Source organism: Micromonospora sp. PTRAS2 (assembly GCF_054052245.1).
Genome location: NZ_JBSWBU010000001.1, coordinates 877,885 through 904,389 on the forward strand (window position 1 = coordinate 877,885; position 26,505 = coordinate 904,389).

Annotated in this window: 19 protein-coding genes, 1 tRNA gene and 1 pseudogene; 10 read left to right on the forward strand and 11 right to left on the reverse strand. The window is 71.7% G+C overall.

Annotation, left to right across the window (positions count from 1 at the left end; translation table 11 throughout):
• Nucleotides 1-22: 22 nt before the first annotated feature.
• The 5 genes from ACVMYR_RS04220 to gyrB all read right to left on the reverse strand — a co-directional run bounded on the left by ACVMYR_RS04220 (nucleotide 23) and on the right by gyrB (nucleotide 7,197).
• The gene (locus ACVMYR_RS04220; protein WP_218107428.1) at nucleotides 23-151 is read right to left on the reverse strand and encodes a DLW-39 family protein; all 129 of its coding nucleotides are present in this window, start codon (nucleotides 149-151) and stop codon (nucleotides 23-25) included.
• Between the two features lie 43 nt (nucleotides 152-194).
• Nucleotides 195-268: transfer RNA gene (locus ACVMYR_RS04225), tRNA-Ile, on the reverse strand.
• A 152-nt stretch (nucleotides 269-420) separates the two neighbouring features.
• Nucleotides 421-1,335 (reverse strand): DUF3566 domain-containing protein, encoded by a 915-nt coding sequence (locus tag ACVMYR_RS04230; RefSeq protein ID WP_091276030.1) that lies wholly within the window; start codon nucleotides 1,333-1,335, stop codon nucleotides 421-423.
• 3 nt (nucleotides 1,336-1,338) lie between these two features.
• Nucleotides 1,339-5,013, reverse strand: coding sequence for an intein-containing DNA gyrase subunit A (gene gyrA / locus ACVMYR_RS04235; RefSeq protein ID WP_457121295.1), 3,675 nt, complete (start codon nucleotides 5,011-5,013; stop codon nucleotides 1,339-1,341).
• Between the two features lie 237 nt (nucleotides 5,014-5,250).
• Complete coding sequence (gene gyrB, locus ACVMYR_RS04240) at nucleotides 5,251-7,197, reverse strand: DNA topoisomerase (ATP-hydrolyzing) subunit B (RefSeq protein ID WP_077935373.1); 1,947 nt, start codon at nucleotides 7,195-7,197, stop codon at nucleotides 5,251-5,253.
• Nucleotides 7,198-7,714: 517 nt separating this feature from the next.
• Here gyrB and ACVMYR_RS04245 point away from each other — a divergent pair.
• Nucleotides 7,715-8,269 carry a hypothetical protein gene (locus ACVMYR_RS04245; protein ID WP_043961011.1) on the forward strand — a complete coding sequence of 185 codons (555 nt, stop codon included), beginning with the start codon at nucleotides 7,715-7,717 and terminating at the stop codon, nucleotides 8,267-8,269.
• 151 nt (nucleotides 8,270-8,420) lie between these two features.
• Here ACVMYR_RS04245 and ACVMYR_RS04250 read toward each other — a convergent pair whose 3' ends face one another.
• The 5 genes from ACVMYR_RS04250 to dnaA form a co-directional block, all read right to left on the reverse strand.
• Nucleotides 8,421-9,053, reverse strand: coding sequence for a DciA family protein (locus ACVMYR_RS04250; protein WP_439709564.1), 633 nt, complete (start codon nucleotides 9,051-9,053; stop codon nucleotides 8,421-8,423).
• A gap of 43 nt (nucleotides 9,054-9,096) precedes the next feature.
• A complete protein-coding gene (recF, locus tag ACVMYR_RS04255; protein ID WP_396789212.1) occupies nucleotides 9,097-10,230 on the reverse strand; it encodes a DNA replication/repair protein RecF in 1,134 nt (377 codons plus the stop codon).
• 16 nt (nucleotides 10,231-10,246) lie between these two features.
• Nucleotides 10,247-11,119 (reverse strand): phosphogluconate dehydrogenase (NAD(+)-dependent, decarboxylating), encoded by an 873-nt coding sequence (gnd, locus tag ACVMYR_RS04260; protein WP_077935365.1) that lies wholly within the window; start codon nucleotides 11,117-11,119, stop codon nucleotides 10,247-10,249.
• A gap of 40 nt (nucleotides 11,120-11,159) precedes the next feature.
• Nucleotides 11,160-12,293, reverse strand: coding sequence for a DNA polymerase III subunit beta (gene dnaN, locus ACVMYR_RS04265; protein WP_077935364.1), 1,134 nt, complete (start codon nucleotides 12,291-12,293; stop codon nucleotides 11,160-11,162).
• 883 nt (nucleotides 12,294-13,176) lie between these two features.
• Nucleotides 13,177-15,072 carry a chromosomal replication initiator protein DnaA gene (gene dnaA, locus ACVMYR_RS04270; RefSeq protein ID WP_457121138.1) on the reverse strand — a complete coding sequence of 632 codons (1,896 nt, stop codon included), beginning with the start codon at nucleotides 15,070-15,072 and terminating at the stop codon, nucleotides 13,177-13,179.
• A 620-nt stretch (nucleotides 15,073-15,692) separates the two neighbouring features.
• On the opposite strand from dnaA, the gene rpmH reads away from it, so the two are divergent.
• The 9 genes and pseudogenes from rpmH to ACVMYR_RS04315 form a co-directional block, all read left to right on the forward strand.
• Nucleotides 15,693-15,830, forward strand: a complete 138-nt coding sequence (gene rpmH / locus ACVMYR_RS04275) for a 50S ribosomal protein L34 (RefSeq protein WP_074478258.1) — start codon at nucleotides 15,693-15,695, stop codon at nucleotides 15,828-15,830.
• Between the two features lie 36 nt (nucleotides 15,831-15,866).
• On the forward strand, nucleotides 15,867-16,283 hold the full coding sequence (gene rnpA / locus ACVMYR_RS04280; protein ID WP_077935363.1) for a ribonuclease P protein component: 417 nt from the start codon (nucleotides 15,867-15,869) through the stop codon (nucleotides 16,281-16,283).
• Nucleotides 16,280-16,567 (forward strand): membrane protein insertion efficiency factor YidD, encoded by a 288-nt coding sequence (gene yidD / locus ACVMYR_RS04285; protein WP_077935362.1) that lies wholly within the window; start codon nucleotides 16,280-16,282, stop codon nucleotides 16,565-16,567. Before rnpA ends, yidD begins: the two co-directional genes overlap by 4 nt.
• Nucleotides 16,568-16,570: 3 nt before the next feature.
• Nucleotides 16,571-17,554 (forward strand): membrane protein insertase YidC, encoded by a 984-nt coding sequence (gene yidC, locus ACVMYR_RS04290; protein ID WP_457121139.1) that lies wholly within the window; start codon nucleotides 16,571-16,573, stop codon nucleotides 17,552-17,554.
• Nucleotides 17,555-17,767: 213 nt separating this feature from the next.
• A complete protein-coding gene (locus ACVMYR_RS04295) occupies nucleotides 17,768-18,358 on the forward strand; it encodes a Jag family protein (RefSeq protein ID WP_077935360.1) in 591 nt (196 codons plus the stop codon).
• Nucleotides 18,359-18,494: 136 nt separating this feature from the next.
• Nucleotides 18,495-19,274, forward strand: coding sequence for a 16S rRNA (guanine(527)-N(7))-methyltransferase RsmG (gene rsmG / locus ACVMYR_RS04300; RefSeq protein WP_457121296.1), 780 nt, complete (start codon nucleotides 18,495-18,497; stop codon nucleotides 19,272-19,274).
• A 263-nt stretch (nucleotides 19,275-19,537) separates the two neighbouring features.
• Nucleotides 19,538-20,881, forward strand: a complete 1,344-nt coding sequence (locus tag ACVMYR_RS04305; protein ID WP_457121140.1) for an AAA family ATPase — start codon at nucleotides 19,538-19,540, stop codon at nucleotides 20,879-20,881.
• 27 nt (nucleotides 20,882-20,908) lie between these two features.
• Nucleotides 20,909-21,937: a ParB/RepB/Spo0J family partition protein gene (locus ACVMYR_RS04310; RefSeq protein ID WP_077935358.1), complete on the forward strand. Its 1,029-nt coding sequence runs from the start codon at nucleotides 20,909-20,911 to the stop codon at nucleotides 21,935-21,937.
• 2,853 nt (nucleotides 21,938-24,790) lie between these two features.
• Nucleotides 24,791-25,388 (forward strand): annotated as a pseudogene (locus tag ACVMYR_RS04315) (hypothetical protein); the annotation flags it as partial.
• 117 nt (nucleotides 25,389-25,505) lie between these two features.
• On the opposite strand, the gene ACVMYR_RS04320 reads toward ACVMYR_RS04315, so the two are convergent.
• A complete protein-coding gene (locus tag ACVMYR_RS04320) occupies nucleotides 25,506-26,504 on the reverse strand; it encodes a D-alanine--D-alanine ligase family protein (protein ID WP_457121141.1) in 999 nt (332 codons plus the stop codon).
• Nucleotide 26,505: the final 1 nt, after the last annotated feature.

A 26,505-nucleotide genomic window follows, 5' to 3' on the forward strand; every position in this document is an offset into this window, starting at 1 on the left:
GAGCTGGCAGTCGAAGTGACGGTCAGCGCAGGTCGGGCGCGGTGGTCGCCTCGTGCCACAGGGCCCGCTCGTCGTTGGAGGCCTTGACCTTACGAGCGACCAGGGCAGCCACACCGACGACGCCGGCCAGAATCAGAAGCTTCTTGAACATGGGGCGACCCCTTGCGCTCGACAGCCGTCGGAACGATGTGCGGTGGGGCTAGCTGGAATCGAACCAGCGACCTCAGAGTTATCAGCTCTGCGCTCTAACCGACTGAGCTATAGCCCCGCGTGGCGACGGCCAAGGTTAACGCATCCGCCCGCCGCGCCCCAAATCGGGGGCCGCCGAGCGCCGCGCGCCCCGCCGTACCCCCCGAAACTACCCGGACGCACGACGCCGGGGCGACCGCTTTACGCGGCCCGCCCCGGCGTCGGACGCGGTCAGTCCCGCTCGGCGAGCGTCAGCTCGATCCCGCCGACCAGGTCGGCGCAGACGTTGTAGACGAACGCGCCGAGAGTCGCCAGCGCGGTGAACAGGACGACGTTGACCAGGCCGATCAGGGCGGAACTCAGGATCACACCCTTGGCGGTGATCTGGAAGGTGCTGCTGCTCTGCCCGCCGGCGGCCACCAGGTCGGTCAGGCTGTCGTTGACGCTCTGGAACACACCCATCGCGTCCAGCGCCAGGTAGAGCACCGACGTGGCCACGACCACCACGATGAACAGCACGACGGAGACCGCGAACGCGAACTTCATCACGGACCACGGGTCGATCCGCTTGAGGTTCAGCCGGGCCCGGCGGGGCCCGCGCGACGCGGCCGAGCTGACCGAGGTACGCGCCGAGCGCACCGCGTCACCCACGCGGGCCGCCCCGACGGCCGCCGCACCGGCCACCCCCGGCGGCAGCCCGCCGCCACTGGCGGGACGGCCGACACCGGCCGGACGGGCACCGTCCGGCTGCGGCTTCGTGGCGGTGCCACCCCCGATGCGCGGCAGGGTGCCTGTGACGGCGCTGCTGCCGGCCGCCGACTGCCCGCCGCCGGTCCTGATCGGCTGGGTCGTCGCCGGACGGGCCGCACTGCCCGCCGCCGCGGCCGGAGCCGCCGCGGAGGTGGGCGCGTCGATGCCGGATGTCTCGGTCTTGTCGCTCGCCCCCGAATCGTCGCCGGGGGAGTCCGGCGGCGGCGCCATCCCGGGCGCCCGGGTGAACTTCGGGGCAGGCGCGTCGGCGGGGACGGTTGCCCGGCCCACGGCCGCGCGGCCGGTCGCTGGTGCGCCGCCCTTCGCGGCGGCCTCCTCGTCGACCGGGTTGGCCGAGGTCCCCTTGTTCCCCGACTTCGCCTGTGTCTCCGTCATCAACTAGTCCTGTTCGTCAGGCTCGTCGGCATTGCGAGCAATCGCCACGATAGTCACGCCGTCCGGGAGGTCCATCAGCTTGACCCCCATTGTGTTCCGGTCACGCGTACGGCGTACAGGCTTCACCGGAGTCCGGATGACGCCACCGTTGCTGGTGATCGCGAACAGCTCGTCGTCCGGGTGGATCACCACAGCGCCGACCAGACCACCGCGGCGCTCGGTGATCTTCGCAGTCAGCACGCCCTTACCTCCCCGGCCCTGCACCGGGTATTCCTCGATCGGGGTACGTTTCGCATATCCCCCGTTCGTGGCCACCAGGACGTCCAGCCCCTCGCGGACCACCTCCATGGCCAGCAGGACGTCCTCGTCGCTGAACCGCATGCCGATCACACCCGACGTGGCCCGACCCATCGGCCGCAGCGCCTCGTCCGTGGCGTTGAAGCGGATCGCCTGCGCGTTCTTCGACACCAGCAGCAGATCGTCGGACGGGGCGACGAGGGCAGCACCGACCAGCTCGTCCTCATCGCGCAGGTTGATCGCGATGACTCCGCCGGAACGGTTGGAGTCGAACTCCTCGAGCCGCGTCTTCTTCACCAGGCCGTTCTTCGTGGCCAGTACCAGGTAGGGGGCCACCTGGTAGTTCGGGATTTCGATGATCTGCGCGATCTGCTCGTCCGCTTGGAAAGCGAGCAGATTGGCCACGTGTTGGCCCTTGGCTACCCTACTGGCTTCCGGAAGCTCGTACGCCTTGGCCCGGTACACCCGGCCCTTGTTCGTGAAGAACAGGATCCAGTCGTGCGTCGAGCACACGAAGAAGTGGCTGACGATGTCGTCCTGCCGCAGCGTGGCCCCGCTGACGCCCTTCCCGCCACGCCGCTGCGAGCGGTACAGGTCGACCTTCGTCCGCTTCGCGTACCCGGTGCGGGTGATCGTCACCACCACGTCCTCGCGGGCGATCAGGTCCTCCATCGAGACCTCGCCGTCGAACGGCACGATCTTCGTACGCCGCTCGTCGCCCCACTTCGCGATGATCTCGCCCAGTTCCTCCGAGACGATCCGCCGCTGCCGCTCCGGCTTGGCCAGGATGTCCTTCAGGTCGGCGATCTCCAGCTCCAGCTTCGCCAGATCGTCGAGGATCCGCTGCCGCTCCAGGGCCGCCAGCCGGCGCAGCTGCATGTCCAGGATCGCGGTCGCCTGGATCTCGTCGATCTCCAGCAGCCGGATCAGGCCCTGCCGGGCGTCCTCCACCGTCGGCGACCGCCGGATCAGGGCGATCACCTCGTCCAGTGCGTCCAGCGCCTTGCTCAGACCGCGCAGGATGTGCGCCCGCTCCTCGGCCTTGCGCAGCCGGAACGCCGTCCGCCGCCGGATCACCTCGATCTGGTGCTCGACGTAGTAGCGGATGAACTGGGCCAGGTTCAGCGTGCGCGGCACCCCGTCGACCAGCGCCAGCATGTTCGCGCCGAACGTCTCCTGGAGCTGGGTGTGCTTGTAGAGGTTGTTCAGCACCACCTTGGCGACCGCGTCGCGCTTGAGCACGAGCACGATCCGCATGCCCGTACGCCCCGAGGACTCGTCCCGGATGTCGGCGATGCCGGCGAGCTTGCCCTCCTTGATCAGCTCCGCGATCCGCTCGGCCAGGTTGTCCGGGTTCACCTGGTAGGGCAGCTCGCTGACCACCAGCGCCGGGCGGCCCCGCTTGTCCTCCTCGACCTCCACCACGGCCCGCATCCGGATCGACCCGCGACCCGTGCGGTACGCGTCCTGGATCGCCTGGGTGCCCACGATCAGACCGTGGGTCGGGAAGTCAGGACCCTTGACGATCTCGATGAGCGCGTCGAGGGTCGTCGCCTCGTCGACGTCCGGGTTCTCCAGGCACCACTGCACCGCCGCGCCGATCTCGCGCAGGTTGTGCGGCGGGATCTTCGTGGCCATGCCGACCGCGATGCCCTCGGAACCGTTGATCAGCAGGTTCGGGATCCGCGACGGCAGGATGGTGGGCTCCTTGGCCCGGCCGTCGTAGTTGTCCTGCAGGTCGACGGTGTCCTCGTCGATGTCCCGCAGCATCTCCATCGCCAGCGGGTCGAGCTTGCACTCCGTGTTGTGGCTGACGAACCCGTCGGAGACGAACGAGTGGTCGTCCGTGTCCACCCGGATGCTGTAGACCGGCTGCACCCCGGCGTCCGTGACGCTGGCCACCTCGGCGTAGTAGAACCGGCCGTCGACCAGCGGCTCAACCACGTCGAGCACCTCGCGCTCGGTGATCCGGGCCACGATCTCCTCGCGGTCCCGCTCCCAGCGCTCGATCCGGTCGACGTTGTGCCGGCGCAGCCAGTCCCGCTCGGTCCACCGGGTGGCGCCGTGCTCGCGGATGAAGTCGCCGACCAGCGGCACGTGGTCGCCGGAGAGCGCGGTGCTGCTCGCCGGCACCTGGGCCAGCTCCGACTCCAGCTTGACCTGCTTGCGGCCGAGGAAGCCGACCTGCTGGGCGAAGATCCGGGCGTCGCGGCGGTTGGTCACCACCACCTTGATCTCGCCGTTGTCGTACGGGCACTGCCGGCTGATGACGCCGAACTCCAGCAGGAGCTGCTGCACCTCGCGTGCCAGCCGCTCGCTGCGGGTCGAGTACGAGATCTGGATGGTGTTGCGGGGCAGCAGCGACGACGAGCCGTCGCCCTCGAACAGGGCCTGGAGGAAGGCCCGCTTGATCGCCGCCGGCCCCCGCCAGACGAACTCCGGCACGAACTTTGCGGCACTCCGCGCCCCGACCAGCTCGCCGAGGATGCTCTCCCGCAGCGCGGAGAGGTCCTGGACGTCGATCTCGTGCAGCACGCTCCCGGAGGCGATGGTGCGCTGGCTGACGTAGCGCGGACCGCCGACGGCGAGGTCGTAGGCCGCGAGGACCCGGACGAAGAACTCGCGGTCCGTGTTGTTGAAGCCGGCCCGGCCCTTGGACACCCAGCCCTCGCTGACGAACGCACCGGCGAGGACGGCCGCCTCGACGTGCTCCAGCATCGGGTAGCCGATCTCCTCCGGCACCGTCCGCTGGATGACCACCCGGTCACCGGGGCCGATCTCGGCGAGCAGCTTCCACAGCAGGGTCGGCACGCCGGCCACGTCGACCAGGCAGAGGACCGGGTGGTTGTGGGTGCCGGTCAGCTCGTACCCCTCGCGGGTGCGCAGCCGCAGCGTCGGATGCTCGCCGGAGTGGAAGAACTTGGAGGCGCGGACCAGGTCGCCGTTGCGGTCGCGAACCTTCAGCTCGATGTCGGTCTCGCTGCTCGGCGCGGCGTCGGAAACGACGTCACCGATCCGGACCGCACCATCGGCGGTACGAATGCGGACATTGCCGTCCAGGCAATACCTCATGGCCGCAGCCGGGTCGTTTCCGGGCGATCCGAAGTTGCCGTTGCCGTCGACCAGCGGGTAGCGCAGCGACCAGGGCTGCGCCATCCGGACCAGCGCGTCGTAGATCGCCGAGTCGCCGTGCGGGTGGAACTGACCCATCACGTCGCCGACGACGCGGGAACACTTCACGTACCCGCGGTCCGGCCGGTAGCCGGAGTCGAACATGGCGTAGAGGATCTTGCGGTGGACCGGCTTGAGCCCGTCCCGGACGTCCGGCAGTGCCCGCCCGACGATGACGCTCATGGCGTAGTCGAGGTAGGAGCGCTGCATCTCCACCTCGAGCCCGACCGGCTCGATCCGGTCGTGCGCCACGACTGCGGCGGCGGGGGTCTCGGGGACCTCGGGCTCGCTCGGGGTGGACTCGGGGGTATCGGTCACTGTTAACCCTTATCAGAATCAGAGTCGGTTTCGTGCTGTGGATAACCGCTGTGGAAACCGGCCACACTGTGGATAACTCTGTGGATCGGCGGGCCGCCGGTGGACGGCCGGGCGGTCCCGCCGGCTCCGTCAGATGTCCAGGAAGCGGACGTCCTTGGCGTTGCGCTGGATGAACGAGCGGCGCGCCTCGACGTCCTCACCCATCAGCACGCTGAACAGTTCGTCGGCCACCGCCGCGTCGTCGAGCGTGACCTGACGCAGGGTGCGGGTCGCCGGGTTCATCGTGGTCTCCCAGAGCTCGGGGTAGTTCATCTCGCCGAGGCCCTTGAAGCGCTGGATGTCGTCCGGCTTGGCGTTGGGCTTCTTCTGCTGGCGCAGCGCGATCAGCCCGTCGCGTTCGCGGTCGGAGTACGCGTACTGCGCGTCGTCGCCCTTCTTGTTCCACTTGATCTTGTAGAGCGGCGGGGCGGCCAGGTAGACGTGGCCCAGTTCGACCAGGGGCCGCATGAAGCGGAACAGCAGGGTGAGCAGCAGCGTCTGGATGTGCTGGCCATCGACGTCGGCGTCGGCCATCAGCACCACCTTGTGGTAGCGCAGCTTCTCCATGTCGAAGTCGTCGTGGATGCCGGTGCCCAGGGCGGTGATCAGCGCCTGGACCTCGTTGTTCTTCAGGACCCGGTCGATCCGGGCCTTCTCCACGTTGAGGATCTTGCCGCGGATCGGCAGGATCGCCTGGGTGCGCGGGTCCCGGCCCTGCTTGGCCGAGCCGCCGGCCGAGTCGCCCTCGACGATGAAGACCTCGGACTCGCGCGGGTCGGTGGACTGGCAGTCGGCGAGCTTGCCCGGCATCGAGCCGGACTCCAGCAGCGACTTGCGGCGGGCCAGCTTGCGGGCCTGCTGCGCGGCGATGCGGGCGCGGGCGGCCTGGGACGCCTTGGTGATGATGATCTTCGCCTCGGCGGGGTTCCGGTCGAACCAGTCGACCAGCCACTCGTTGCAGACCCGCTGCACGAAGCTCTTCACCGGGGTGTTGCCGAGCTTGGTCTTGGTCTGGCCCTCGAACTGCGGGTTGGCCAGCTTGACCGAGATGATCGCGGCGAGGCCCTCGCGGATGTCCTCGCCGGAGAGCTTCTCGTCGCCCTTGAGCAGCTTCTTGTCCGCGCCGTAGCGGTTGACCACGCTGGTCAGCGCCGCGCGGAAGCCCTCCTCGTGGGTGCCGCCCTCGTGGGTGTTGATCGTGTTGGCGAAGGTGTAGACCGACTCGCCGTACGACTCGTTCCACTGCATGGCGATCTCGACCGACATGCCCTCCTCCTCGGCGCCGAACTCGACCACCGTCTTGTGGATCGGGGTCTTGGAGGCGTTGAGGTGCCGGACGAAGTCGGCGATGCCGCCCTTGTAGCAGAAGGTGACCTCGCGGGTCTTGCCCTCCTCGCCCTCGGGGACCCGCTCGTCGAGCAGGTGGATGGTGAGGCCCCGGTTGAGGAAGGCCATCTCCTGGAGGCGGCGGTAGATGGTCTGGAAGTCGAAGTCGACGGTCTCGAAGACGTCGGCGTCGGGCCAGAAGGCGACGGCGGAGCCGGTGCGGTCGGTGGTCTCGCCCTTCTCCAGCGGCGATGGCTTGGAGTTGGCGTACTGCTGCCGCCAGACGAAACCGGACTTGTGGATCTCCACCGCCATCTTGGTGGAGAGGGCGTTGACGACGGACACGCCGACGCCGTGCAGACCGCCGGAGACGGCGTACGCCTTGCCGTCGAACTTGCCGCCGGCGTGCAGCACGGTGAGTGCCACCTCGACGCCGGGCTTCTTCAACTTGGGGTGCAGGTCGACCGGGAAGCCACGCCCGTTGTCGGTGACCCGGACCCCGCCGTCGGCCAGCAGCACCACGTCGATGGTGTCGCAGTAGCCGGCAAGCGCCTCGTCGACCGCGTTGTCGACGACCTCCCACACCAGGTGGTGCAGACCGCGCTCGCCGGTCGACCCGATGTACATGCCCGGCCGCTTGCGGACCGCCTCCAGCCCTTCGAGGACGGTGATCGACTCGGCGCCGTACTCCTGCTTGTCCTGCGCTGCCACCCTCGGCCACTTTCTCGCGCCGCCAGCGCCGCAAGCGGCGAGTCGGGCGCGGGTTCGGCGGACAGGACGCGACGTCGGCGCGCGGACCGGCACCGGGCGTGAACCGGGGCACGGGCCGGAGCGCCGGTCGCCGCGGATGCCCGCGGATCGCGATCGGCTCGACCCGACGTGGGACAATGATCTCGGGCCGGTGGGCCCGTGTCCGTCGCACCGTGTCGGGTCTTCGTCTCGCCCTCAATCTTACTGTGCGCAGACGACAGAACCGCCACTCGGCACCCCTTCGCGGCGGCTGAGAACTCCGTAGCCGGCCGATCCGCGCCACCCACGACTCCCCCTACGGGCGAGCCCCGGATCGGGTGGCGGCGCCGCCGCCGGGACTCGGGGGGTGGGGGTCGCGGCGGGAGGGACGGTGGGCGTAGGTTTGCGGCGCCCAGCGTGGCCGGTCTTGATCTTTTCCGGTCGGAACCGGACGATCGACCCGAACGCTTCGACACGTGCTCTCAAGGGGTGACGCCAGATGGGGCTGGACAACGTCGCGGTGCACTGGCCGCGGACCGGCCGCTTCTACGATCCGGTCGCACCGGCCGAGTTCGTCGACTTCGGCGAGATCGTCGACCTGCCGCGGATCTCCGCGCCGACGGCGGCTCTCGCCGAACACATCGCAAAGACCGGCACGGTCCGGGCGACCGCCTACACGGAGCTGGTCGACCTGCTGCTCGGGCTGGAGAATGTGCTCTACGCCACGGAGAACGCGGCCGAGGACGAGGACCCGGTGATCGACCCGGACGGCTGCGCCTGGATCGCCGGCGGGATCGAGCGCTTCGTGGCCGGTCACCGGCCGCACGGGGAGACGGTCACCTTCGACTCGGTCAGCACCGTGCTGCGTGGGCTGCTCGGCGACGGCCGCCTCGCCGAGCAGCAGTTGCGCTGGCTCGACACCCGCCTAGACGGGCTGCGCGACGAGAACGGCGACCCGCCGCAGTGGGACTTCACCTGCGCCGAGCTGGGTGTGCTGGCGGCCTTCTACCGCCGCTGCGCCGACCGGGGCTTCGCCGTCTACGCCGACGCCTGACGGGACCGGCACCGGCCCGTCCCGCGCGTGGTGATCGACTCCATGTCGGCGACGTGGCGGTATCCGGGCGGCCGGGATACCGCCATGTCGCCGACATCGCGCGGGCCGGCCCGCCCGAGGCGGCCCGGGCCAGCCCGCGCGGGCCCGGGCGTCAGCCGTACGTGTCGCGGGGGCCCCGGCCCCGGACGCGGCGCGGCCCCCGGGACCAGGACGGCGCGGCCGGCCCGTGGATGTGCAGCTTGCGCACCACGTTGTGGCCCACCTCGCTGGCGATCTGCCGGAGCAGGGAGGCGGCGAGCAGCCGCAGCTGCGTCGCCCACGCGGTGGACCGGGCCTCGACGGTCAGCTCGCCGTCCTCCAGCTTGACCGGGCGGCTGTTCTGGGCCACCTCGGGGCCGACGACCCGCTCCCACGCGCCGAACACGGTCGCCTCGGCGGCCGGCTGCTCCCAGCCGCGCGCCTTCATCAGCCGGCCCAGCACGACACCCAGCGGCTGCGGGTCGCGGGGGTCCGGCCCGGGGCCGGAATAGCCGCGTAGCCGCCGGCCGCCCTCGCCGTCGCCGGAGACGACGCTGCGCCGGCGGTTCTTGGCCGCCGTCTCGCGGCGGGCCCGCGCGGCGTCCAGCACCGCCCGGGCCAGTTCCGGCCCCGCCGCCCCGGCGGGCGCGTCGCCACCGCCCGCGGCGGCCGGGCCGTCGGACCGTCCGGTCCCGTCGGCCGCCCGGCCGGCGCCGCGGCGTGCGCCGCCGCCCGGGGCTGCGGCGTCCCGGCCAGCCGGCCCCACGGCGGGGGTACGGGGCCCGAGCCGGGCCGGCGGCAGCTCCTGCTCATCCGGCACGGCGCACCTCACCCTCGCCGACCTGGTAGCGGACGCCGTGCAGGCCGGTCGGTACGTCGTCGTCCACGGCGCAGGTCACCAGCAGTTGGCTCGCCCCGCCGACCAGCCCCGCCAGCCGCTCGCGGCGGCCCGCGTCGAGCTCGGCGAAGACGTCGTCGAGCACCAGCACCGGCTCGATGCCGTCGGAGCGGAGCAGGTCGTATCCGGCCAGCCGCAGGGCCAGGGCGAACGACCAGGACTCGCCGTGGCTGGCGTACCCCTTGGCGGGCAGCGGGCCGAGGGTGAGGGCCAGGTCGTCGCGGTGCGGGCCGACGAGCGTGGTGCCGCGCTCCACCTCGGCGGACCGGGACTCGGCCAACGCCGCGAGCAGCGTCTCGGCCAGCGCCGCCCGGTCCGCCACCGGGTCCGTCAGTTCCACCGACGGCCGGTACGTGATGCCCGCCGCGCCCTTGCCGGCGGCGACCGCGTCGTAGGCCTTGGTGACGTGCGGGCCGAGTGCGGCGACGAGTTCCAGCCTGCCGGCGAGCAGCTCGGCCCCGTGCCGGGCGAGGTGGGTGTCCCAGACGGCGAGCGTGGACAGGTCCCCGCCGCGCGACCCGCCGGTCTTGCGGGCCAGGTACGCGGTGCGCAGCAGGGCGTTGCGCTGCTTGACGACCCGTTCGTAGTCGGCGCGCACCCCGGCGTAGCGGGGCTGGCGGCTGACCAGCAGGTCGTCGAGGTAGCGGCGGCGTTCCGCCGGATCGCCGCGGACGAGTTCCAGGTCCTCCGGGGCGAACAGCACCATGCGCAGCGCGCCGAGGACGTCGCGGGCCCGCCGGGCGGGTGAACGGCCCAGCCGGGCCCGGTTGGCCTTGCCGGGGACGATCTCCAGCTCGACCAGCAGTTCCCGGCCGTCGTGCGCCACCGCGCAGCGGATCACGGCCGACGTGGCGCCCAGCCGCACCAGCGGGGCGTCCGTGGCGACCCGGTGCGAGCCCAGGGTCGCCACGTAGCCGAGCGCCTCGACGAGGTTGGTCTTGCCGGTGCCGTTGGCGCCGACCAGGACGTTGGGGCCGGGTTCGAGGTCGACGGCGACCCGCTCGTAGGAGCGGAAGTCGACCAGTTCGAGCCGGCGGACGTACACGGGTGGCGGACGCCGCTCAGCGCTTGTGGACGGCGTGGCCGCCGAACTGCTGGCGCAGGGCGGCGACGGCCTTCATGGCGGGAGAGTCCTCCTGCCGGGAGGTGAAGCGGGCGAACAGCGAGGCGGCGATGACGTTCAGCGGCACGGCCAGGCGGATGGCCTCGTCGACCGTCCACCGGCCCTCGCCGGTGTCCTCCGTGTAGCCGCTCAGGTCGGACAGGTCCGGGTCCTCGTCGAGGGCGCGGTCGAGCAGGTCGAGCAGCCAGGACTGGACGACGGTGCCCTCGCGCCAGGACTTGAACACGCCCGGCACGTTGGTGACCAGCTCGGACTTGGTGAGCAGCTCGTAGCCCTCGGCGTAGGCGTGCATGAGGCCGTACTCGATGCCGTTGTGCACCATCTTGGCGTAGTGGCCGGCGCCGACGGGGCCGGCGTGCACGAAGCCGTGCTCGCCGGCCGGCTTGAGCGCCTCGAAGATCGGCATCAGCCGGTCGACGTGCTCCTGCGCGCCGCCGACCATCAGGGCGTAGCCATTCTCCTTGCCCCAGACGCCGCCGGAGACGCCGACGTCGAGGTATCCGATGCCGCGCGTGTCGAGCCGTTCGGCCCGGGGGGCGTCGTCGCTGAACCGGGAGTTGCCGCCGTCGATGATGATGTCGCCGTCGCTGAGCACCTCGGCGACGGCGTCGATGGTGGTGTCGGTGACGCCGGCGGGGACCATCACCCAGACGGCCCGGGGGCCGTCGAGCTTCTCGGCCAGCTCGGCCAGGCTCGTGACGTCGCTGCGGTCGGCGTTGCGGTCGTAGCCGACCACCTCGTGACCGGCGGCGCGCAGCCGCTCGCGCATGTTGCCGCCCATGCGGCCGAGTCCTACGAGGCCGAGCTGCATGTGTTCCTACCTCCGCTGCGTCCGGGTCGGGTATGCGCGATCAGCGGGAGACGCGGATCGGCATGATGAGGTACCGGTACCCGGGGATGACCTCGCCATCCTCGCCTGCGGGGGAAATCACCGCCGGCTTGAAGGCGTCGACGAACGCGAGCTGCGCGAACTGGGCGCCCAGGTTGGCCAGCCCGTCGATGAGGTACTGCGGGTTGAAGCCGATGGTCAGCGGGTCGCCGGTGAAGGTGGCGTCCATGGCCTCGCTGGCCCGCGCCTCCTCGGTGCCGCCCGCCTCCACGACGAGACCGTCGGAGCTGAAGCTGAGCAGCACGGGGGTGGTGCGCTCGGCGACCAGCGCCACCCGCTTGACGACCTCGATGAGGGTGCTGACGGCGAGGCGTGCCTCGGCGTTGTGGCTGGCGGGGAAGAGCGAGCGCACCGGCGGGTAGTTGGCGCCGTCGAGCAGCCGGCTGGTGGTGCGCCGGGTGCCGCCGGAGAAGCCGATCATGCCCTCGCCGGCCGCCCCCTGGGACAGGGCCATCGTCACGTGCCCGCCGAGCGGGCCGAGGGCCTTGGCGGTGTCGTGCAGGGTGCGCGCCGGCACCAGGGCGTTGATGCTCACCTCGGGGTCGTCCGGGTGCCACTCCATCTCGCGCAGGGCGAGCCGGTAGCGGTCGGTGGCGAGCATCGCCAGGTTGCCACCCGAGAGCTCGATGCGGACGCCGGTCATCATCGGCAGCGTCTCGTCCCGGCCGGCGGCCACGGCGACCTGGGCGACGGCGGCGGCGAACGCGGCGGCGTCGACCGTGCCGGTGCTCTCCGGCATCTCGGGCAGGGCGGGGTAGTCCTCCACCGGCATGGTGGGCAGGGTGAACCGGGCGCTGCCGCAGACCAGTTCGAGGTGCGCGCCGACCGCGGCGATGTCCACCGGCTTCGCGGGGAGTGCCTTGGTGATCTCGGCGAGCAGCCGGCCGGAGACCAGGGCGGCCCCGTCGGCGTCACCCTGCACCTCGACGGTCACCTGGCTGGAGACCTCGTAGTCGAAGCCGGAGACCTGCAGGTTGCCGTCGGTCACCCGGAGCATCACGCCGGCCAGGACTGGCACGGACGGCCGGTTGGGCAGGCTCTTCGCGGTCCACGCCACGGCCTCGGCGAGCGCGTCGCGCTCCACTCGGAACTTCATCAATGCCTCCGCGTCGACGTCAGCGACAACTCTCTCATGCCGACCGCTGCCCACCGTCCCGCCCGACTGTGCGGGTTCCCATCGCACCTTAGGGCGCGCGGGCATCGGCTGTGCGCCCGACCCCGTGGATCCGGCCGGTGCCGGAGCGACTGTCTCCGGCCGTTCCGGCCCCATCCACAGGAAGTCCAACGGTGATGATTGGTTTTTGTTCTCTTAGAAGAACAAACTCATCGTCTTCGTAGCACCTGTGCAAACTGTGGAAAACCCGCGTCTGCGCAGGTCAGACACGTTATCCACCGGTGGTTAGCCTGTGGAGAACCCGGGGTAAAACCGGGCCGGTCGTCCACAGGCCCGCCGATCCACCGGGTTGTCCACCGCCGTCCACCGGTTATCCACCGGTTATCCACCGACTTTCTCCCCAGTCCTGTGGACGGGCCGCACCGGTCTTCGCGTCGTTGTCCCCAGAACCTTCAACAGGAAGCCCACAGCCGTCCTCCTGCCTGTGGGCGACGGGCGGCATCGTCCACAGGTGTCCACAGGCATCCACAGGTCCGTCCCCAGGGTTTGTCCACAGCCTGTGGGTAACCGAGGTCGGACCCTGCGTAGTTTTCCACCGCCGGTGGACAACCGGCTGTGGACAGCGTGTGGAAACTGTGGACGAGCATGTGCCGATCCTGGGGCCTGAACCGGGTCGAGGGTCAACACGAGGCGTCCCGGCACGCCTGTGGACGACGGCTCCGGGGTCTGGACGTGACCGGCGTCACGTCGACCCGGGTGGTCGGGCGCCGGGGTCGACGCCGCCCCGGAACACGAAAACGCCCGGCCGTCGTGGTCGGCCGGGCGTCGGTCGCCGCTGCGGGCGCGGGCGTGGTGGGCGTACGCCTCAGGTGGTCTGCTTGATCCGGTTGGTCAGCTCGGCAATCTGGTTGTAGAGCGAGCGGCGCTCCGCCATCTGCTGGCGGATCTTCCGGTCGGCGTGCATGACGGTCGTGTGGTCCCGCCCGCCGAACGCCTGCCCGATCCGGGGCAGCGACAGGTCGGTCAGCTCCCGGCACAGGTACATGGCGACCTGGCGGGCGTTGACCAGCACCCGGGAGCGGGAGTGCCCGCGCAGGTCCTCCAGGCTGACCCCGAAGTACTCCGACGTGGAGACCATGATCTGGTCGGCGGTGATCTCGGGGCCGGCACCGTCGGGGATGAAGTCCCGCAGCACCTCCTCGGCCAGCGACAGCTCGACGGTCGACCGGGTGAGGCTGGCGAACGCGGTGACCCGGATCAGCGCCCCCTCCAGCTCCCGGATCGAGTTCGACACCCGCGACGCGATGAACTCCAGCACGTCCGGCGGCGCGTAGAGCCGCTCCTGGGCCGCCTTCTTCTGCAGGATCGCGATCCGGGTCTCCAGGTCGGGCGGCTGGATGTCGGCCAGCAGTCCCCACTCGAACCGGGTGCGCAGCCGGTCCTCCAGCGTCGCGAGCTGCTTGGGCGACCGGTCGGAGGTGACGACGATCTGCTTGTTGGCGTTGTGCAGCGTGTTGAAGGTGTGGAAGAACTCCTCCTGGGTCCGCTCGCGGTTCTCCAGGAACTGGATGTCGTCGATCAGCAGGATGTCGACGTCGCGGTAGCGGCGCTGGAACGCACTCGTCTTGTCGTCGCGCACCGAGTTGATGAAGTCGTTGGTGAACTCCTCGGTCGAGACGTACCGGACCGAGCGAGCATTGCCCAGCGTGGTGGCGTAGTGACCGATGGCGTGCAGCAGGTGCGTCTTGCCGAGCCCGGAGCTGCCGTAGATGAACAGCGGGTTGTACGCCTTCGCCGGCGACTCGGCGACCGCGACGGACGCGGCGTGCGCGAACCGGTTGGACGAGCCGATGACGAACGTCTCGAACATGTACTTCGGGTTGAGCCGGTTCCCACCGGTCTCCGCCCCGCCGGGGAGCCGCCGGTCGTCCCGTCCACCCGGACGGTGATCCATGCCACTGCGACCCGGCCCGCTGTCGGTGCCGCCGTCGCGCGGCAACCGCTGGGGGGCCGGCACGGCGCCGGCCGCGTATCGGCCCTCGTAGGGCCGGGCCCCGCCGACGTCGATCCGGGGCCGCTCCTCGAAGCCGCGCCGGTCGGCGCCCGGCACCAGCGGTTCGGCGAAGGCGTCGCCGAACAGGGGCTCCTGGGCGTCGCGGGCGGCGGGGACGAGCCCCTGGCGGTGCCCGTCGTCGTTCGGGGCTGGCCGGGACGCGGGCCCCGGCTCCGCCACCCCGTGCCCGGGATGCCCGGCGGTGCCGTCCTGGCCCGGGTGGGGTGGCCGCGCGTGGTCGGTGCCCGGCTCGTCGTGGCCGGGATGGCCCGGGGCGGGGAAGCCGAGCGCGGGTTCGTGTCGGCCCGCGCCGGGCTCGTCGTACCCCCGGCCGTCGAACGCCGCTGCGGCGTCGAAGCCGACGGACCCGTCGAGGGCGGGCTGTTCGCCCGGCCCGGCGTCCGGGGTGCTGCGGTAGACCGTGCCGGCGGGGCGACCCGAGGGGTCCTCGGCGACCCGGACGGTCACCGCCACCTGGATCGGGCGGCCCAGCCGCCGGGTCAGCGCCTCGGTGATGGCCGGCCGCAACCGGGACTCGATCACGTCGCGGGTGAAGGCGTCCGGCACGGAGAGCAGGGCGGTGTCCTCGACGATCGCGCGGAGCCGGGTGAGCCGCAGGTACGCGCGTTGCTGCGCGGAGATGATCTCGTCGGCGAGTTCGTCCGTGGTCGCCGTCCACACCGCGGCTAGGTCGGTCGTACCGGCCACCGTCGTGCCACCCCCCTCGCTTCTGCTCCCGACCGCCGCGGTGGTCCAGCCGGACGGCTCACCGGCCGTCGTCCACAAGTTATCCACAGCCTGTGTGTACTGACCGATTGTGGCCCCCCGCCCGAAGCGGGTGGGACCTGCCCCCTGTCTGAACGGGCGCTGAAGCGGGTTTCACCGTGCCGAACGATTCACTGCCTGGTCGGGTCTTGCCCGAGTCCGGTCCTGCTCGACGACGACCGTCTCGCCCGACGACGGGAACGGGGCGACGACGCCGACCGCAAACGCGCACGCTAACAGCGCGGGGCCGGGGCCATCAACCGTCGACGCGGTGGCACCCTTGGCGACATCAGTGAAAAGCAGCGCTTCGGTCGTGGTCAGGGGCGCTGTGGGGGTGTGGCGGGGTGTTTGACGCTCATTGCCCCTCTGCGTAGGCTGGATCGGCTGCTCTGCCGCCCTCTGCTAGGGTGGTGCGTGCTTGCTGTCCGCGGTCGCCTCCCTCGCATCGCCGAGGTTCCGCGCCGCCGGGCAGCACCGATCGGGGGCCACCGCCGAGGTGGCCTGGACCACCACACGACCCCGGCGATCCCGCGCCCGGGGCGTACGAAAACGGAGAGCCTGACGTGAGCAAGCGCACCTACCAGCCGAACAACCGCCGGCGCGCGAAGACCCACGGCTTCCGGCTGCGTATGCGCACCCGGGCCGGCCGCGCCATCATCTCGACCCGTCGCGCCAAGGGCCGCACCCGCCTGTCGGCCTGAGGCCGACCGAGGCCGGTCCGGGGGACGTGGGCAGTCGTGCTGGCCGCCGCGCAACGACTGCGGCGCAGCAGTGACTTCGCCGCAGCGGTCCGGGCTGGTCGCCGGGCCGGCCGTGGCGTGCTCGTCGTCCACCTGACCCTGCCCGGCACACCGGGGACACCGACGGACGTCTCGCCGAAGCCGGCGCGGACCACCGGTGCGGAGCACACCTCCGCAGCGACCCGCGCCGGCTTCGTCGTGTCCAAGGCCGTCGGCCCGGCCGTCGTCCGCAACGTGGTCCGGCGTCGGTTGCGGCACCTGGTCCGCGAGCGGCTCGCGGCCCTGCCCGAGGGCAGCACCCTGGTCGTACGGGCACTCCCGGCCGCAGCCGAGGCGTCATACTCCCGGCTCGGGACCGACCTCGACGCGGCGATCGCCACAGCCCGTGCCCCCCGGGGGCGGCGGCCCCGATGAGCAGCGATTCCACGGCGTCGCCGTCGACGAGCTTGGGTGCCCGGGTGCTGACCGGCCCCATCGTCGCGTACCGTCGTTGGATAAGCCCGGCACTGCCGGCCCGCTGTCGGTTCTACCCGTCGTGCAGTGCGTACGCCCTTGAGGCCGTGGCCCGGCACGGCGCGATTCGGGGGGCCGGTCTGACGGTCCGACGGTTGTTGCGCTGCCACCCCTTTCACCCTGGTGGACACGACCCGGTGCCCGAGCCGGGCGGTCGCCGCCGTGCCGAAGTGACTGGAGCCTGAGAATTGTTCAGTCTGGACTGGATCTACTACGCGATCTCGTGGATCCTGCTGACCTGGCACTCGGCCTGGGACGCCATCGGAGTACCGGTCGACGCGGTGATCGGGACGAACTGGGCCTGGATCCTGGCCATCGTCTTCCTGGTGGTCACCGTCCGGGTGATCCTGTTCCCGGTCTTCGTCAAGCAGATCAAGTCCCAGCGGGCGATGCAGGCGCTCCAGCCCAAGGTGAAGGAGCTCCAGGAGAAGCACAAGGGTGACCGGGAGACGCTCCAGAAGGAGATGATGGAGCTCTACCGGAAGGAAAAGGCCAACCCGCTCATGGGCTGCCTTCCGATGTTCCTCCAGATCCCGGTCTTCCTCGGCCTCTTCCACGTGCTGCGCCGCCTCGACCCGGCCAAGGACAGCAAGACGCTCTACGGCTGGACGGTCGAGCAGTTCAACAGCGCCTCCAGCGCCAAGCTCTTCACCGCACCGATCGCCGGCAAGTTCGGCTCGACCGCCGACGAGCTGGCCCGCCTCGGGGCCAACGGCACCACCGTGAAGGTGATCGCCGGCATCCTGGTCCTGGTGATGATGGGCACCACCTACCTCACCAGCCGCCAGATGATCCTCAAGACCGGTTGGGCGGAGGACCCGCAGCAGAAGATGGTGCAGCGCCTGATGCTCTACGGCATCCCGCTGTCGCTGCTCGTCTCCGGCGCGATCTTCCCGATCGGTGTGATCATTTACTGGGTCACGAACAACCTGTTCACCCTCGGCCAGCAGCAGTGGGTGCTGCGCAAGTACCCGCCGCCGCCCACCCCAGGCCGCACCGGCGTCAAGTCCAACAGCCCGGTCCAGCCGGCCAAGACCGCCGGCCTGTTCGGCCGCAAGGCCGCCCCCGCGCCGGTCAAGCAGGCGCCGGCCACGCCGAAGGTCGCCGGCCCGAAGCCGGGCGCCAAGCCGGTCAACCCGAAGAAGAGCGGCCCGGCCAAGCGCCAGGGCTGACGCCTCCCCACCCGCGCCGGCCGCCCGGCACGGGCGGGACCGAGCCCTGGCCGCCGCCCGAGGGGCAGCGCCGGGCCCGACCCACCGCGCGTAGCGCGGTCGCGGGCGCCAGCCGCCCGTACAGACGTGCCCGTGGGCACCGGTGATCTCCCGCCGGCCCCCGGGGAACCAGCGGACCCGACGGTCCGGCCGAGCGAGTACGGAGATGAGACCGTGACCGAGACCAGCATCCCCAGCGCTGACCAGTCAGTGGACGAGGAGAGCACGCCGATCGAGGCCACCGACGACACCGAGGAGGAGGCCGAGACCGGGGCCGCTCCCCGGGAGAAGAAGGCGCCGGCCGAGAGCGAGCTGTTCCGGCAGAGCGAGATCGCCGCCGACTACGTCGAAGGGCTGCTCGACATCCTCGACTACGACGGGGACATCGACGAGCTGGTGTCCGGTGGGCGTCCGGTGGTCGAGGTCGTCGGCGGCCGACTGCAGAACCTGGTCGGGCAGCGCGGGGCCACCCTGGAGGCGCTCCAGGAGCTGGCCCGGCTGGCGGTGTTCCGGCAGACCGGGACCCCGAGCCGGCTGCTGCTCGACGTCGGCGGCTACCGCGCCACCCGGCGCAAGGAGCTCGCCGCCGTCGCCAAGAACGCGGTGGAGAAGGTCAAGGAGTACGGGGAGCCGGTGCGGCTCGAACCGATGTCCGCCTTCGAGCGCAAGTGCGTCCACGACGTCGTCAACGCGATGAGCGGCGTGGAGAGCGAGTCCGAGGGCGTCGAGCCGAACCGCCGCATCGTCGTCCGGCCCGCGGACTGACCAGGTGACCCACGACGACACCACGGCGGCAGCCGTGTCCGGCCCGGGTGGCACGCCGCCCGGGCCGTCGCCTGCCCGGCCCGGGGCGGCCGACGAAGCAGCGCCCGGCGTCGAGGCCGCGCCGACCAGCGTGACGGTGCCGGCCCTCGGCGACGATGCGCCCCGCCCGACGGGGGAGGCACCGGATCCGGCCGTCGCGACGCTGCCGCCGGAGCTGGCGGAGGCCGCCCGTGCCCTCTTCGGCGACCGGCTCGAACTCGCCGCCGCGTACGCGGAGCTGCTCGCCACCGACGGGGTGGTCCGCGGCCTCATCGGGCCACGGGAGGCACCGCGCATCTGGGACCGGCACCTGCTCAACTGCGCCGCGGTGGCGGAACGGATCCCGCCGGACGCGTCGGTGCTCGACGTCGGCTCGGGCGCGGGCCTGCCGGGGCTGGTGTTGGCCATCGCGCGGCCCGACCTGACCGTCACGCTGGTCGAGCCGCTGGCCCGACGCACCTCCTTCCTCATCGAGGTGGTCGAGAACCTGGGGCTGGCGAAGACGGTCCGGGTCTTCCGGGGGCGGGCCGAGGAGGCGGCGACCGGCTCGACCGGCGTCGGCCCCTTCAGCGCGGACATCGTCACCGCTCGCGCCGTGGCCCCGCTCGACCGCCTCGCCGCCTGGTGTCTCCCCCTGACCGTGCGGGGCGGGCGGCTGGTGGCGATGAAGGGCGCTTCCGCCGCCGACGAGATCGCGGAGCACGCCGAGGCCGTCGCCAAGTTGGGCGGGGGCGAGCCGACCGTGCAGCGCTGCGGGGTCGGTGTGATCGAGCCGCCGGCGACGGTGGTGGAGATCGTGCGCGAGCGGGTGGTGAACCAGCCCCGCGTCAAGTCGGCGGCGAAGCGCTCGCGCAGCGGGCGTCGCCGGGGCCGCTGACCGCCTTTGTCCTCGCGCGCCGGCTTCCCGCCGCAGGTCGGGTCGTTGATACGGGTGCGGGCACGCGCGGGCGGGAAATCCGGCGTGGACCGGCCGCGCCCGTCCGCCGTAGGCTGACCGCGCGTCGATAGTGTGGAGTGGACGGCATCTGACCCTCAGGGGGTCCCGGCCGCTCCCGCCGGGCCGTAGGCTCCGTGATGCGAACGAGCGTGGCCAAGACGACGGGGTGCGGGCCGACCATCCGGAGCGGGTAGGGATGACAGGTGCATGACGACGGCAGGTACGACGATCCACGGGTGAACGGTCGCGGAGAGCGGTCCGCAGCGGGCCCCGTTTCACGTGAAACCGACGAGCCCGGCTGGCCCGGCGACGCCTACGGGGCGGCGGCACACCCGATCGGCGGCGGCCCCGCTCCACGCCGCGACGCCCCTGCCGCCGCCGGTACCGGCACCACCGCCCCCCGGGCGGAGGCGTCCGGGACGGTCTACGGCAGGGCCGGCCGCCCCGGCGTTCCGGCGGCCGACGGTTCCGACCCCGGGCCCTCCGCTCACTTCGAGTCGACACCCCGGCCTGCCGTCGTGCTCCCCCAGCAACCCGCACCGCACGTGGTGCCTGACGCGGCCCCGGGAGCCGCCGTTCCAGTCGACACGCCGGCACCGCAGGCCGGGGCCTATGGCACCGAACCGGCCGATGCCGCGTACGTTTCACGTGAAACCCCGACGCGCGAAGAGGATGACCCACCGTTGGCTATGGAGGCTATGCGCGCCGTGCAGATCCTTAATCCGAGTGGCGAGGTGACCATGCCGCGTCCGGAGCGGACCCGGGTGATGTGCGTCGCCAACCAGAAGGGCGGCGTGGGGAAGACCACGACCACGGTGAACCTGGCGGTGGCGCTCGCCCTGCACGGCAACCGGGTCCTCGTGGTCGACCTCGACCCGCAGGGCAACGCGTCGACCGGGCTGAACGTCCCGCACCACACCGGTGTGCCGGACGTCTACGACTGCCTGATCAACAGCGTTCCGCTGGAGGAGGTGGCCCAGGGCGTCGAGGGCATCCCCAACCTGTGGTGCGTGCCGGCCACGATCGACCTCGCGGGCGCGGAGATCGAGCTGGTGTCCGTGGTGGCCCGCGAGTCGCGGCTTTCCCGGGCGATCGACGCCTACCCCGGCCACTTCGACTACGTCTTCATCGACTGCCCGCCGTCGCTGGGCCTGCTCACCGTCAACGCCCTGGTGGCCGCGCAGGAGGTGCTCATCCCCATCCAGTGCGAGTACTACGCGTTGGAAGGGCTGAACCAGCTGATCAACAACATCAACCTGGTCCGCAAGCACCTCAACCCCAGGCTCGACGTCTCCACCATCCTGCTCACCATGTACGACCGGCGCACCCGACTGGCCGACGCGGTGGAGCAGGACGTCCGGAACCACTTCGGCGACAAGGTCCTGCAGGCGGTGATCCCCCGGAACGTCCGAGTCTCCGAGGCACCGAGCTACGGCCAGTCGGTCATGACCTACGATCCCGGTTCACGGGGGGCGACGAGTTACTTCGAGGCCGCCCAGGAGATCGCCGAGCGTGGGGTCAAGGAGCCGGTGAGCCGGAATGCGTAGTGCGGACAAGTCGCTGGGAGGCATCGTATGAAGAACCGTCCTCGGGGGGGTCTGGGTCGAGGGCTCGGGGCGCTGATCCCCACTGGCCCGGTCCAGCCCGTCGAGACGACGACGGCGATGCCCGAAGACGGCGAGGCGCCCGTCCCGGCCTCGGCGCCGGCCCCGATGGTGGCGCCGGTCGACGTCGAGGCCCCTGCGGTCATGCCGCCGTCCGAGCCTCAACTCAGCCCGGTGCCCGGTGCCCGGTTCGCTGAGGTGCCGGTCGACGCGATCGTGCCCAACCCGAAGCAGCCCCGCCAGGTCTTCGACGAGGAGGCCCTGGAGGAGCTGAAGACCTCCATCCAGGAGGTCGGCTTCCTCCAGCCGATCGTGGTGCGGGCACTCGACGGCGAGAAGTACGAACTCGTCATGGGCGAGCGCCGCTGGCGGGCCGCGCAGGCCGTCGGCCGGGAGAACATTCCCGCCATCGTCCGGGACACCCGCGACGACGCCATGCTCCGGGACGCGCTGCTGGAGAACATCCACCGGGCCAACCTCAACCCGCTGGAGGAGGCCGCCGCATACCAGCAACTGCTGGAGGAGTTCGGCGCGACCCACGAGGAGTTGGCCCGCCGGATCGGCCGGAGCCGCCCGCAGATCTCCAACACCATCCGGCTGCTGAACCTGCCCGCCCAGGTGCAGCGCCGCGTCGCCGCCGGGCTGCTCTCCGCCGGCCATGCCCGCGCGCTGCTGAGCCTGGACGAGGCGCAGGCGCAGGAGCAACTCGCGGCGCGCATCGTCGCCGAGGGGCTCTCCGTCCGATCGACCGAGGAGATCGTCGCGCTCGCGCTGGCGGACGGGCCGGCGAAGGCCCCGGCCGCGAAGCGGCGGACCACTGCCCACGCCCCGGCCCTCACGGACCTCGCGGACAGGCTCTCCGACCGGTTCGACACCAGGGTGAAGGTGGACATCGGCCGGAGCAAGGGCAAGATCACCATCGAGTTCGCCACGGTCGACGACCTGGAACGGATCGTCGGCCTCATCGGGGTCGGTCAAGAGGACACCCCCGAGGACTGACCTGCGCGCCTGCCCGCCGGCCGCGCCGTCCCACCCGGGCGACGCGGCCGGCGGCGTTTCAGGCTGCTGCCCGGGTGGTCCCGAGGGGCATCGCCTCCGGCAGTCGTCGCCCCGTGGCGGTCGGCACGATGCGGCCCAGGCTCCGTGAGGCGGTGCGAGGGCCGTCCACCTCCGTGCGCCGCGGTCGCCGACACGTTCCACGTGAAACCTCCCGGTCTCCGGTGGGCTGCCCGCCGTCGGAGGTGACCGCCAGGCGGACTCGCCCCATGGTGGTGGGAGACGGGACACGTCTCGGCCGACGATCGGCTCGGAGCCCATCGCATACGCCGAAGACGTTGGTGGACAGGTAATGCCGAGCACGCCCCCGGGCGCGGAGCGGGGGCACCGCAGTGCCCGGGGGGTCGGCGCCATTGCTACGCGGGCTTGCCGCCGTTGGCTCGCGGGCTCGCGGGATCGTGCCGTTGGCACGTGGGCTTGCCGCTGTCGGCTTGCGGGATCGGCGCCGTTGGCTCGCGGGCTCGCCCGCGCCGGACGCGCTCCCTCGAATGGGCTGTGCTGGGCCGGCAGGGCCTACGCCTCTGCCGACTTGAGCTTCTCCCTGGCCGGGCGCCCGGTGGCGGTCACCGCCGACCTGGCGTCGTCGGTCGCCATGCCGGCGACATGGGGTATCCCGAGGCCCCGGATACCGCGATGTCGCCGACATGGCGACGGGTGCCGGAGGAAGGAGGGCCGCCGGACGGAGGAGGGCCGCCATGTCGACCCCGAGCTGCGTCGCTCCTCGGCGACCAGCCTGTGGACGGGTTCCACGTGAAACGAGGACATCCGCACGGACGCCACTCAGCACCAGGCCTCGGCTTCGGCTCTCACCCCGGCAAAGCCGCCGTAGACAGCGTCCGAGCCGGACGTCGAGGTTCGGGTCCCGCCGGCCGAATCCGCGTAACTCACCGCCTGGCCCGCCCGATGCCGCGAGTGTCCCGCCCACTGGTTCCACGTGAAACGGTCCTCCGTGCCAAGAGGTGGTGCCGTGCCGCGAGGCCTTCGGCAGCCGCAGGACCGGCAAGGGGAGCGGTGGCGGCGAGTTGGTGACGATGAGCCGCTCCAACTCGCTCGCGGTCTGTGGCTCGTGATGGCCGATGCCCGAGTAGCCGTGCTCGGTGATCCCCTCCGGCTCGCTCCCGCCGGGGCGGCGAGGGAACGGCCCATCCCGGCCCCGTGCGGAGGCGAGCTGCCGCCCTGTTTCACGTGGAACCGGAAGCCGGGAAACCCTCGGCCATGCTGGTGCCGACACCCAGCACGCCGGCCCTGGGCCGCGTACCGGGGCCGGCACCAGCAGCATCAGCCGTCGGCCGGAGCGCACGGCTCCAGGAGCCATCGGACACGAAGGGACGTGGAAGCCGGGATCGGGAGGCCGGGGCGCGGAAGACGCAGGACGCTCGGGGGCACGCTCGGGCCGTCCGATCGGTGCCCCGCGGCCGGGAATGGCGAGCCCCGGACGTGCGCGGCGCGAGGCGACTCCGGCGCTTCCTCTGGTCGGCGCAAGTACGGCCGGGCTCCGGCACCCCGGCCCTGAACCCGTAGCCCTTGTCGGGGACGCGGCCCCCTCACAAGCGCGACCTGAGAGAACGGGGCGGGCCAAGGCTGTCGCCCGTGAAGCGCCGGCAGACCATCAGCGCCCGTGAAGCGGCGGCAGAGCATCAGTTGGCCCTCATACCAGCGCAGGCGTGCGATCCGACCCCACTGCACCGCACTTGTCGGTTCGGACCTGTACGGCCTCCTCAGCGGGCTGGTCCGCTCTTTCCTGTGCGGTCGCGAAGCGACGGGTTGTTCGCCGCGCGCCAACGGCGATCTCTCCGCTCGCCCGTCCTCGGCGATCCTTGAGCCTCGGGGCCAGGTCGGCGGTCCTCGAACGGGGCCCCCGAGGCGCTCGGCGCTCCTCGACTGGCCCCCGTTGCGCTCGGCGGTCCTCGACCGGCCCCGAGGCGCTCGGCGGTCGCCACTACCCCGACGGCGTCGCTTGCCCCGACGGGTGCAGCAGCAGCCGCGACGGTCCAGCACCAAGGTCGGCATCAGCACGTCGCCCCCGTAGCCGTTCGGTTGGGTGCTCAGGGGAGCCGGTCTTCGGCGGTCATGACGACCGCACCTTCCCAATGGGCTACCGCCGCTTCGCCGCCCCGGACGGCAGCGGGCACACCGACGGCACCACGCGGCTGCGCTGTGAGCGCCCGCGCCGAGATGACGGGAGGGTCGCGACCGGCGTCGGCTTGATGGGAGGTGTAGAGCCCTTCGCCGATGGTCAGTTCCCCGTCATCGGAGAGGGTGGGGTGCCTCGGGAGCCCGGAGAGCCAGGGCGCGGGACGCCGGGGCCCCATCGGTGGACGTCGGGCGATGCGGGAGTGCGCCCCTCGGACGGCCCGCCCCACCCTCGCGGCACCAGGAGCAGGCGTCGCCCGGGCCCGGAAGACGGCGGCAGGTCGGGCCCATCTCCGGGCGCTCAGGCAGCGACCCGCAGGCCGCCGGCTCGTTAGGAACGAGGGAGACAGAAGGCTGTGCACAACCCTCGCCGAGAAGCGTGGAGTTATCCACAGCGGTTTTCCACAGCCCCACCCTGTTTCACGTGAAACCCCGCGTGAAACGCGGTGTCAGCCTGTGGACGACGGGCCGTGGCGACGGTCTCGACGGCCTGTGGATAACGTGTGGACAACGCTCGTGGACCGCGCGGGACGACACTGCGCGGGGGTGCGGAACTCGCCCCGTCCAGCGACCGCGTGGGCCTGGTCCGAGGGGCCTGGCCGCCCTCGACGCTGGACGAATCAGGTAGGGACAGGGCCCGCTTGCTCGGTTAGGGTCAGCGTCGTGCACGACACCCCTCCCGCAGTCCCCGACTTCACCTCCTGGCCTTCCTTTCCCTTCGAGGGCGACCTCCGGGTCAAGCACCTTGAGGATCCCGTCCCGGTGGAACCCCCGCGCAAGGGCGAGGGGAACCGGGAGTGCACTGCCTGCGCCGCGCCCGACGACGCGTACATCTGGGTTGGCGAGCGGTGGCGTGTCCGCGCCATGGACCGGCCCACCGGGCTGCCGATGGTGCTGATCCTGGAGTCCCGTTCCCACCTCGACCTGGGCGACCTGCCCAATCTTCTCGCCGCCGAGCTGGGCGTGATGACGGTACGGCTGGAGAAGGCCATCCGGTCCCTCGACGGCGTCGCCCGCGTCCACGTGAACCGGTGGGGCGACGGGTCGGCCCACCTGCACCTGTGGTTCCTCGCCCGGCCGTACGGGCGCCTCCAGTTGCGGGGCACGTTCCTGTCGCTGTGGGACTCCATCCTCCCGCCGATCTCCGAGCAGCAGTGGCGGGAGAACCTGGCCATGGTGGCCGCCTGGCTGGCCGAGTTCGGTGGCCGGCCGCTGGCCGAGCCGCCCCGCATCCAGTGGCAGGCGCCGTCGAGCATCGGCACCCAGTCGTCCTCCGACGCCGTGGGCGAGGACGACGGCGTCGGCGTGATCGAGGCCGCCGAGGAGATCCCGGAGCCGGCGGACGGGCCGACCGACGAGGCCCGGTGACCGCGGCCGGTCAGCCGCGCCGGGCGGCGGCCCGGGTCACGAGGGAGCCGATCAACCGGCCGAAGTCCAGCCCGGCGGCCTGGACGGCGAGCGGCAGCAGCGACGTCTCCGTCATGCCCGGCGAGACGTTGACCTCCAGCACGTGCGGCTGGCCGTCGGCGTCCACGATCAGGTCGACCCGGGACAGGTCGCGCAGCCCCAGCGCCGTGTGGGCCGACACGGCGACGCGGGCCACCGTGTCGGCGACCTCCGGGTCGAGTCGCGCGGGGGTGTGCCAGGTGGTCCGGCCCGCGGTGTACCGGGCGGCGTAGTCGTACACGCCGTTGCGGGGCACGATCTCCACGGCGGGCAGCGCCTGCGGGCCCTCCCCGAGGTCGACCACCGACACCGCGACGTCCATGCCGGAGACGTACCGCTCGACCAGCGCCGTCGAGTGGTATGCGAAACAACCGACCATCGCGGCCGGCAGCGACGCGGCGTCCCGGACCACGGCGGCGCCCAGGCCGGAACCGCCCTGCGCCGGCTTCACCATCAGCGGCAGCCCGAGCCGGTCGACGATCCGGTCCAGCACCGCCACCGCCCCCAGCTCCGAGAAGCGGTCGTGCGGCAGGGCCACCCAGTCGGGGGTGGGCAGGCCGGCCTCGCGGAGCACCGCCTTCGCCGACGGCTTGTCCCAGGCGACGCGGGACGCCCGGGCGTCGCAGCCGACGTACGGGACGTCGCACAGGTCGAGCACCCCGCGCAGCGAACCGTCCTCGCCGGTCGCGCCGTGCAACGCGATCACCACGGCGTCCGGCGGGTCGGCGACCAGCGCCGGGAGCAGGGCCACGTCGGCGTCCCGCAGCTCCGCCTCCACCCCGACGGCGCGGAGCGCGTCCAGCACCCGGCGGCCGGAACGGAGCGAGACGTCCCGCTCGTAGGAGAGGCCACCGGCGAGCACCAGCACGTGCAGCTCGGTGGTGCTGTTGGGGTCGGTCACGGTGATTCGCTCGGCAGGGATCGCAGCCATG

Excerpts from the sequence above, each read along its gene's own strand:
- ACVMYR_RS04220 (WP_218107428.1), bottom strand. The coding sequence starts at position 151 with ATGTTCAAGAAGCTTCTGATTCTGGCCGGCGTCGTCGGTGTGGCTGCC.
- ACVMYR_RS04230 (WP_091276030.1), bottom strand. The coding sequence starts at position 1,335 with ATGACGGAGACACAGGCGAAGTCGGGGAACAAGGGGACCTCGGCCAAC.
- gyrA (WP_457121295.1), bottom strand. The coding sequence starts at position 5,013 with ATGCAGCGCTCCTACCTCGACTACGCCATGAGCGTCATCGTCGGGCGG.
- ACVMYR_RS04245 (WP_043961011.1), top strand. The coding sequence starts at position 7,715 with ATGGGGCTGGACAACGTCGCGGTGCACTGGCCGCGGACCGGCCGCTTC.
- gnd (WP_077935365.1), bottom strand. The coding sequence starts at position 11,119 with ATGCAGCTCGGCCTCGTAGGACTCGGCCGCATGGGCGGCAACATGCGC.
- dnaN (WP_077935364.1), bottom strand. The coding sequence starts at position 12,293 with ATGAAGTTCCGAGTGGAGCGCGACGCGCTCGCCGAGGCCGTGGCGTGG.
- yidD (WP_077935362.1), top strand. The coding sequence starts at position 16,280 with ATGAGCAGCGATTCCACGGCGTCGCCGTCGACGAGCTTGGGTGCCCGG.
- ACVMYR_RS04310 (WP_077935358.1), top strand. The coding sequence starts at position 20,909 with ATGAAGAACCGTCCTCGGGGGGGTCTGGGTCGAGGGCTCGGGGCGCTG.
- ACVMYR_RS04320 (WP_457121141.1), bottom strand. The coding sequence starts at position 26,504 with ATGGCTGCGATCCCTGCCGAGCGAATCACCGTGACCGACCCCAACAGC.